The 7212-nt window shown below is 68.3% G+C and carries 8 protein-coding genes; 4 read left to right on the forward strand and 4 right to left on the reverse strand.

Going from position 1 to position 7212, the window contains the following annotated elements:
- Positions 1-70: 70 nt before the first annotated feature.
- A protein-coding gene (locus MUU72_RS34670; RefSeq protein ID WP_372503301.1) for an IS5 family transposase occupies positions 71-915 on the reverse strand; the annotation gives its coding sequence in 2 pieces (ribosomal slippage) (positions 71-556 and positions 559-915; 843 coding nt in all).
- A 53-nt stretch (positions 916-968) separates the two neighbouring features.
- A complete protein-coding gene (locus MUU72_RS34675) occupies positions 969-2579 on the reverse strand; it encodes an MFS transporter (protein WP_248017439.1) in 1611 nt (536 codons plus the stop codon).
- A 421-nt stretch (positions 2580-3000) separates the two neighbouring features.
- On the opposite strand from MUU72_RS34675, the gene MUU72_RS34680 reads away from it, so the two are divergent.
- The 4 genes from MUU72_RS34680 to MUU72_RS34695 all read left to right on the forward strand — a co-directional run bounded on the left by MUU72_RS34680 (position 3001) and on the right by MUU72_RS34695 (position 5592).
- The gene (locus MUU72_RS34680) at positions 3001-3648 is read left to right on the forward strand and encodes a TetR/AcrR family transcriptional regulator C-terminal domain-containing protein (RefSeq protein ID WP_248017440.1); all 648 of its coding nucleotides are present in this window, start codon (positions 3001-3003) and stop codon (positions 3646-3648) included.
- Between the two features lie 100 nt (positions 3649-3748).
- Positions 3749-3970: a hypothetical protein gene (locus MUU72_RS34685; RefSeq protein ID WP_248017441.1), complete on the forward strand. Its 222-nt coding sequence runs from the start codon at positions 3749-3751 to the stop codon at positions 3968-3970.
- Positions 3971-4161: 191 nt separating this feature from the next.
- Positions 4162-4626 carry a GNAT family N-acetyltransferase gene (locus MUU72_RS34690; protein ID WP_248017442.1) on the forward strand — a complete coding sequence of 155 codons (465 nt, stop codon included), beginning with the start codon at positions 4162-4164 and terminating at the stop codon, positions 4624-4626.
- Between the two features lie 291 nt (positions 4627-4917).
- Positions 4918-5592, forward strand: coding sequence for a PaaX family transcriptional regulator C-terminal domain-containing protein (locus MUU72_RS34695; protein WP_248017443.1), 675 nt, complete (start codon positions 4918-4920; stop codon positions 5590-5592).
- Between the two features lie 46 nt (positions 5593-5638).
- On the opposite strand, the gene MUU72_RS34700 is transcribed toward MUU72_RS34695, so the two are convergent.
- Positions 5639-6676 (reverse strand): recombinase family protein, encoded by a 1038-nt coding sequence (locus tag MUU72_RS34700; RefSeq protein ID WP_248017444.1) that lies wholly within the window; start codon positions 6674-6676, stop codon positions 5639-5641.
- Between the two features lie 64 nt (positions 6677-6740).
- Entirely contained in the window at positions 6741-7172 is a 432-nt protein-coding gene (locus tag MUU72_RS34705; protein ID WP_248017445.1) for a secondary thiamine-phosphate synthase enzyme YjbQ, read from the reverse strand.
- Positions 7173-7212 lie beyond the last annotated feature (40 nt).

The following is a 7212-nucleotide window of genomic DNA, read 5'->3' on the forward strand; positions in this document are numbered from 1 at the left end:
GCCACCAACCCACCCCCTGGCAGCCCTACGACACCATCTAACAAAGCACTACTAGGGCCTTTCTTTCGGATCACCTCGCTGACCAGATGAAGATGGCGGCGAGGTGAAGTCCGGCCAGGTAGATGGAGGCCGTCTTGTCGTACCGAGTGGCCAGGCCGCGCCACTGCTTGAGCTTGTTGATGCAGCGCTCGACGGTGTTCCGCTGCTTGTATGCCTCGCGGTCGAAGGCTGGTGGGCGGCCGCCTCGGCGGCCTCGCCGCTTGCGGTTCGCCGCTTGGTCGGAGGGTTGCGGGATCACCGCCCGGATCCCGCGCCGCCGCAGATGACAGCGGATCGCCCGGGACGAATAAGCCTTATCGGCCAAGACCACATCCGGTGTGATCCTGGGGCGGCCGACCCGCCTGGGCACCCGCAAGCGGGTCATGACCTGCTCGAATGCGGGCGCGTCACCGGCCTGGCCAGGTGTGACGACGAACGCGAGAGGCCGACAGCGGCCGTCAGCAGCGAGGTGGATCTTCGTAGTCAGTCCGCCGCGGGACCGTCCGAGGGCATGGTCGTCCGGCTCGCCGGCCGGGGCCCTTTTTTGCGGGCCCCGGCGGCGTGCTGGTGAGCACGGACGACGGTGGAGTCCACCGCGACGACCCAGTCGAGGTCTTCTTCGGCGTCGGCCTGAGCCAGCAGGGCGGTGAAAACCTTCTCCCAGGTGCCGTCGGCCGCCCACATCCGCAGCCGGTTGTGGGCACCCTTCCACGAGCCGAAGTGTTCAGGCAGGTCCATCCACGGCGTGCCGGTGCGGTACTTGAACGCGATCGCGTCGATCACCTGCCGGTGATCACGCCATCGCCCACCCCTCTTCGGCGTCCGATCCGGCAACAGCGGCTCGAGGCGGGCCCACTGGGCGTCAGTCAACGGCACACCAGACCAACGATCCGATGATCTGAAGGAAACGGCCTAGTCGGTCCCAAGGATTATGACGTGGGCGACTCGGCGGGTAGTTCATTGGCATGATCCTGGCCGCCGTGTCCTGTGGTCTCCTCCGGCTCCGACGCTGGGACAGCTACAGAGCCGGGCCGTTCGGTGCTGCGGAGCAGGGAGGCGATCAGAATGGCTCCGCCCGCCGTTACTACGACGCTGGCCACTGCGGCGATCCGCATCTCGTGGCTGAAGGCGTCGAAGGCCACCTTGCGTAGAGCTTCTGCGGCCTGGGCCGGCAAAGTCGTGGCGGTGTCGGCGGCGCCGCCGAGGGTATTCTCTGCCGCTGCCTGCTGCCCGGGAGTGAGGCCGGCTGGTGCCTGGGACTCCACCTGCGAGCGGTAGACAGCCGTGCCGATGCTGCCCAGGACCGCGATGCCGAGCGCGCCGCCGAACTCGGAGGAGGTCTCCGCCAGGGCCGAGGCCGCTCCGGCTCGCTCCGGTGGAGCGGCGGACAGGATCACCTCCGTGACCACGGCGGACACGCCCCCGATGCCGATGGAGACCACGGCGAGGGCGCTCACCAGGTGCACGATGCCGGAGTCGGTCCGGATCAGTGCGAGGGCGATGTAACCGGCTGCTGCCACTGTCAGCCCGACGGTCATCACGTTCGGCTTGCCGATACGCGGTGCCATCGCCGTAGCCAGGGCGATGCCCACAGGCATCACGAGAAAGGTGGGCAGGGACCACAGGGCCGACTCGAGCGGACCCATGCCCAGGACGATCTGCATGAACTGCCAGTTGAACAGGGAGAATCCGACCATCGCAAAGGTCGCCAGGGCGTCGATGAGCAGCGGTACGTTGAACCGGCTGGTGCGGAACAGCGCGAGGTCGATCACCGGATGGGCGGCCGTGCGCTGACGGTGGATGAACAGGACTCCCGCGCCCAGCCCTGCGGCCACGCACACAGCCCCGGTCCAGCCGAATCCGTGTTCCGCCGTCGTCTTGAGGCCGTAGATCACGGCGAGGACGGCTGCCAGGGACGACAGGGCGCCGGGCAGGTCGAAACGTCCCGGCTCGGGGTCGCGGTACTCGGGCAGCAGCAGTGGGCCGAGGACCAGCAGCAGGATCATCACGGGCACGTTGATCAGGAAGACCGAGCCCCACCAGAAGTGTTCGAGGAGCAGGCCGCCGATGATCGGGCCGACGACGGCGCCGCCGGCGAAACCGGCCGTCCAGATGCCGACGGCGGTGGCTCTCTGCCGTTCGTCGAGGAACATGTTCCGGATCAGGGAGAGGGTGGAAGGGGCCAGCGTGGCTCCGGCGATGCCCATGAGAGAGCGGGTCGCGATGAGCATTTCGGGGCCGGTCGAGTAGGCCGCGAGGACCGAGGCGAGGCCGAAGGCCGCGGCGCCGGTCAGCAGTACCCGCCGCCGCCCGATCCGGTCTCCGAGAGTGCCCATCGTGATGAGCAGGCCGGCCAGCAGGAACCCGTACGAATCCATGATCCACAGCGATTGTGAACTGCTGGGTTGAAGGTCGGCCGACAGCGACGGAAGCGTGACGAACATGACAGACATGTCCATGGAGGCCAAGACGCACGGCAGAACCAGGACCGCGAGCCCGATCCACTGCCGGGTACTGGCTCTCTTGCTTCCTTGTGCCATCTTGTGCTCCTTCGGCCAATGGCTGCGCCAGTCAGCTGCAACCAGTTACGTCACTCGTGCGTACTTAGTGCGCGTCACAGCGTGCAGCATACGCATGTGGGCCCCTCTGACGGCAAATGCGTTTCGAAGGTGCTGATCCGGCGCTTGGGGCTGCCCGCCTCGTTGGCGGGTTAGAATTTCGTCACGTATGCGGGGTGTGACGAAAAGGGGTGTGGTGGTGCCGGATCAGGCGGCCTGCGCGGTGTGTGGAAAGGATCTGGAATCGGCGGAGCGGGGGCGGCCGCGGCGCTTCTGTTCACAGGCCTGCCGGGCACGGGCCTACCGGGCGCGAAGGGCGGAGAAGCCGACGGAGGCGAGCGGCACGGAGAACAGCGCCCCGGAGGGCGGGGCGGGCGTATCCCATCTCACCGTCGGGCGCATTGTGCGGGCGGGGATCGCGATCGCGGACGTGGAGGGGCTCGACGCGCTGTCCATGCGGCGGGTCGCCACCGACCTCGGCGCGAGCACCATGGCCCTGTACCGGCACGTCGCGTGCAAGGAGGACCTGGTGGCCCTGATGGTGGAAGCCGCGCTGATCGACGCCCCGCTGCCCGACACGCCGCCGCGGGACTGGCGGCACGGCCTCGAACGGACCGCCCGCTGCGACTGGGAGCTGTACCACCGGCACCCGTGGATCCTGTCGAAGGTCCTGGTGACGACCCGCACGCACTCCAGCCGGGCACTCGCCGTGGGCAGCGAGAGCGCCTTCTCCGCCTTCGACGGACTCGGCCTTGAACCCGCCGACGCCTTCCGTTACATGTTCATGTTCGCTTCCTACGTCCAGGGAGTGGCCCTGACCTACGTCAGCGACGTGGAGGCGGAACGGAAGGCTCGACGTACCGACCGGCGCCGGGCGAATGCCACGGACGACGCGCGCCGTGCGCTCTGCGAGCCCGGTGCGTACCCACGACTCGGCCCCGCGATGCGCGCGGGCGGCGACCCCTGGGACCTCGATGCCCTCTTCCTCTCGGGCCTCGCTGGCGTCCTGGACGGCATCGCCGCCGACCTCGCTCGGCGCGGCATCGGGTAGAGGGCGCGGCATGCGGATTCCCGCGCCGGAAGGGTGCAGCGGATTCGAGCGGCTTCAGTCCCGGATAGGCCTAGTCGGATTCCCGGCGAGGCCGGCCCGCATGGTGGTAGTGGTGCCCGTCTGTTCGGTGTTGTTCGATGCCGACCATCTCGGGCAGGACTTGCTGGTGCGGGTGCCGTGCACGGAGCGCTGGACCGTACGGGAGGGATTCGGCCTGGACGGGCCGTACTGGCCGACGCCTGCGGCCACCATCGCTCGGGAGCCCGAGGTGCTCTCCCCGGGCAGGCTGCAGGTGGCCGGCATCACCCCTGCGGGGCCCTGAACGTCCACGCTGCGTTCCTGCGAACGTCGACCGGAGTTGTCTGAGCGGATGGGAAGTTGTCCGCGGGCTGACGAAGACGCCTTGGTCTTGAAGTTCGAAAACGATCCGCGAAGCCGACCACTTACGACCTGGTCCGCGATAGAGGGCCAGGGGTCGAGCGGGCTTCTGGTGCGCACTGGCAGCATGGCCTTATGGATGCAGTGGACTCCGCCGGGTGCGTTGTGCGGCGCGTAAGGGAGTCAGAGGCCGACGCGCTGGTCGGTATCGACTCGGTCGCGGCTGAAGGGGACGGGGAGCGAGTAGCGAGCATCCGAAGGTGGTGCCAGCAGGGACTGGCGGTCGTAGCGGAAGGTGTGTCTGGCCTTCTTGGCTACTGTGTAGTTGAGTACACGTTCTTCGAACAGGGCTTCGTCACGATGCTGATGGTCGCACCATCCACCCGTGGCAGAGGCGTTGGCTGCCGGTTGCTGGACGCCGCGGCGGCCTCGTGCGCAACCCCGAAGCTGTTCACCTCAACCAATGTCTCCAACCAGCCGATGCAGCGGCTGCTGCAACGAGCCGGATGGAGCCCAGTCGGCCTTCTCCACGGGCTTGATGAGGGCGACCCCGAACTGTTCTACCTCTGCCAGCCGCAGACCGGGACGATGCACACATGACCCGTGACGTAACAGCGGCCGCACGGGTTCTTCGAGTGTGAGCAAGAAGTGGGCCCGTGCGGCCTTGTCCCATCCTGCCTTCTGTGGCGTCTCCCGTACACATCTCGGCGATTTGATCGAAGAGTTGGCCTGCCCGTGGCTTGCTCGGTGCGAGTCGGCGCTGGATGAGCGGCGCGGTGCCGAGCGGCGGCGGCAGGCCGGCGCCGGACCGAAGTACGACCTGGTCTTTACCGACCGGGTGCTGGCCGTTTCACCCAAGAGGGGCGGGGACGCAAGGCCACCCTACGGGCAGTGGCCGATGCCGTGACCAACAGCTTCGCCCTCGACGCCGACCACGTCCGCCACGCCTACCGGCAGGACCACGGGCTCGCGCCCTGGGACGGCACATGGCACCTGTTCGCCTTCGCCATCCCCGAAGCGCGCCGCACCGCCCGCGACGCCCTGCGGGAAACCCTCCTGTACTTGGGCGCGGCACCCGTCCAGGGCGGCCTGTACGTCGCCGCCAACCCCATCGCCGACTTGGTCGAGGCCCAGGCCCGCCAGCTCGGCGTACTCGACTCCGTCACCTTCCTGACCAGTACCGATCTGCGTATCGGAGACGACAGCGACCCTTGCCGACTGGCTGCCGCCATATGGCCATTGGGCGAGATCGCCGCCGGGCACGAACGCCTCACCGCCTTCGCCGCGACCTGCGCCGACCGACTGGCTCGCGGAACAGACCTGTCCGGGGCCGAGCGGCTCACCCTGGCCGTGGAACTCGCCGCGGAGTTCAGCCGCGCCATGACCCCCGATCCGCTGCTGCCTCGGGAACTGCTGACCCAGCCCTGGCCCGGCAGCCGGGCCCGTCGCCTCGCCCAGGAATGCTGGGCCGCGCTGCGCGCCCTCCCCGCAGATCAGGACGCTTCCCTCCCACTGCCTCGCCTGTTCCGCCTCTACAGCGACGTCACCGCCCCCGACGGGCAGTGATACCCGTCGAAGAGCCCGAAGCTGAGGACGTCGTCCCTCGCCTGGTCTAGACGTAACGTGGCGGCGCGTCGGCAGAGGTCTGTGTGTAGAGCCGGTTGTGGCACTGTCCGCACAGAGCCACTTCGGTGAGCAGGTAGTCACGGAACGAGTGCCGGCCCTTGAACGGCGTCTCCCTCGGCCTGAGGGCCTTCTTCAGAGCATCGTGAGTTGCCCGGTCCCAGAGCCCCTCGCACAGGCGGACCGGGTTGCCCTTGCGATCGAGGACGGGCCTGCCCTTGTGCATGAGATAGCCGAGAGTCGCCTCGGACAGCAAGATGTTCCGCAGGCTTGTCGGATGCCAAGGAAGGCCCTGCGGCTGCTTTCCGTACATGACGGCCAGGTGGTCGGCCGGTGCGGGCTCGCCGACTCGGTTGAGCCGGGCGGCCTCGCTGCTGGCGGTGTTGTACCAGGGGTCCGCGAGGATGCGCCGGGCGACTTCCCTTATCACCGCGGAGGCGTGTGGATGGAGTTCCACCCGGTCGACCTTGCCGCCCATGACGGTGCGTACGTACCGGAACCCGTAGGAGGGCTTGCCCTTCGGCCGGCCGGCCGCCCGCATCTTCACCGTCGCGTTGCGGTTGCGGCGCTGGATGGCCCGGAGTTCCATCTGCGCGCCCCACGCCTCCATGGTGAAGCGGTTCTCGTCCGCCGAATCGTCCAGATTCCACGGCCCCTCGTGGCCGTACGTGACGAGCAGCTTTTCCTCGTCGCGCATCTTGTAGCCGGTGTTCAGGCAGTCGACCACGTTGCGGCCCAGGCGGTCGACGGCCGCGGCCACCAGACCGTCGTAGGGGCCTTTCTCATCGCGGAGCCAGGGACCGAGCTTGGGCCGGGTTATCGGATCCGTCGCACCCGAGACCTCCCAGTCGTCCGCCCAGCCGATGATGTGTGCACCGACGGAGGCCGCGGCCGCCAGCACGTCCTCCCTCTGGCGCTCGGGCGACGTCGTGGCCGCCTTCACACGGGAGAGCCGACGCACCCCGATAAGGCACTTTCCGCAACCGTCATAGGGGCTTTCGAACAAGATCTGGTCCGTACCGTGCAAGGCTTCTCCGTTTCGCGCACGAAGGGTACGGAGATTGCACGGCCACCCCCAGGATGATCTTGCGTCATCCCAGGAAGCTCAGTCGAACCTTGCGGTTGACGTTAGAGATGTTGGTGTCGACCAGGCAGACCGACTGCCAGGTGCCCAGGGACAGGCGGCCTGCGAGAACGGGGAGGGTTGCGTGTGGGGGGACGAGGGCGGGGAGGACGTGGTCGCGGCCGTGGCCCGGGGAGCCGTGGCGGTGCTGCCAGCGGTCGTCGGCGGGCAGCAGGTCGTGGAGGGCGGCGAGGAGGTCGTGGTCGCTGCCGGCGCCGGTCTCCAGGATCGCGATGCCGGCCGTGGCGTGCGGGACGAAGACGTTGAGGAGGCCGTCCCGGCCCTGGGCGGCGTCGGCCAGGAAGGCCGCGCAGTCGCGGGTGAGGTCGGCGACGGTTTCGGTGCTGCCGGTGGTCACGTCGAGGACCCGGGTGGTGAAGGTGGGTGCGGTGCTGGTCATGGGGACATTGTGGTCCTTCCGGGAGGGGGTGGGGGTGGAG

Origin of the sequence: Streptomyces rhizoryzae (genome assembly GCF_023155275.1) — a bacterium.
In the GTDB taxonomy this organism is placed as follows: Bacteria; Actinomycetota; Actinomycetes; order Streptomycetales; family Streptomycetaceae; genus Streptomyces; species Streptomyces rhizoryzae.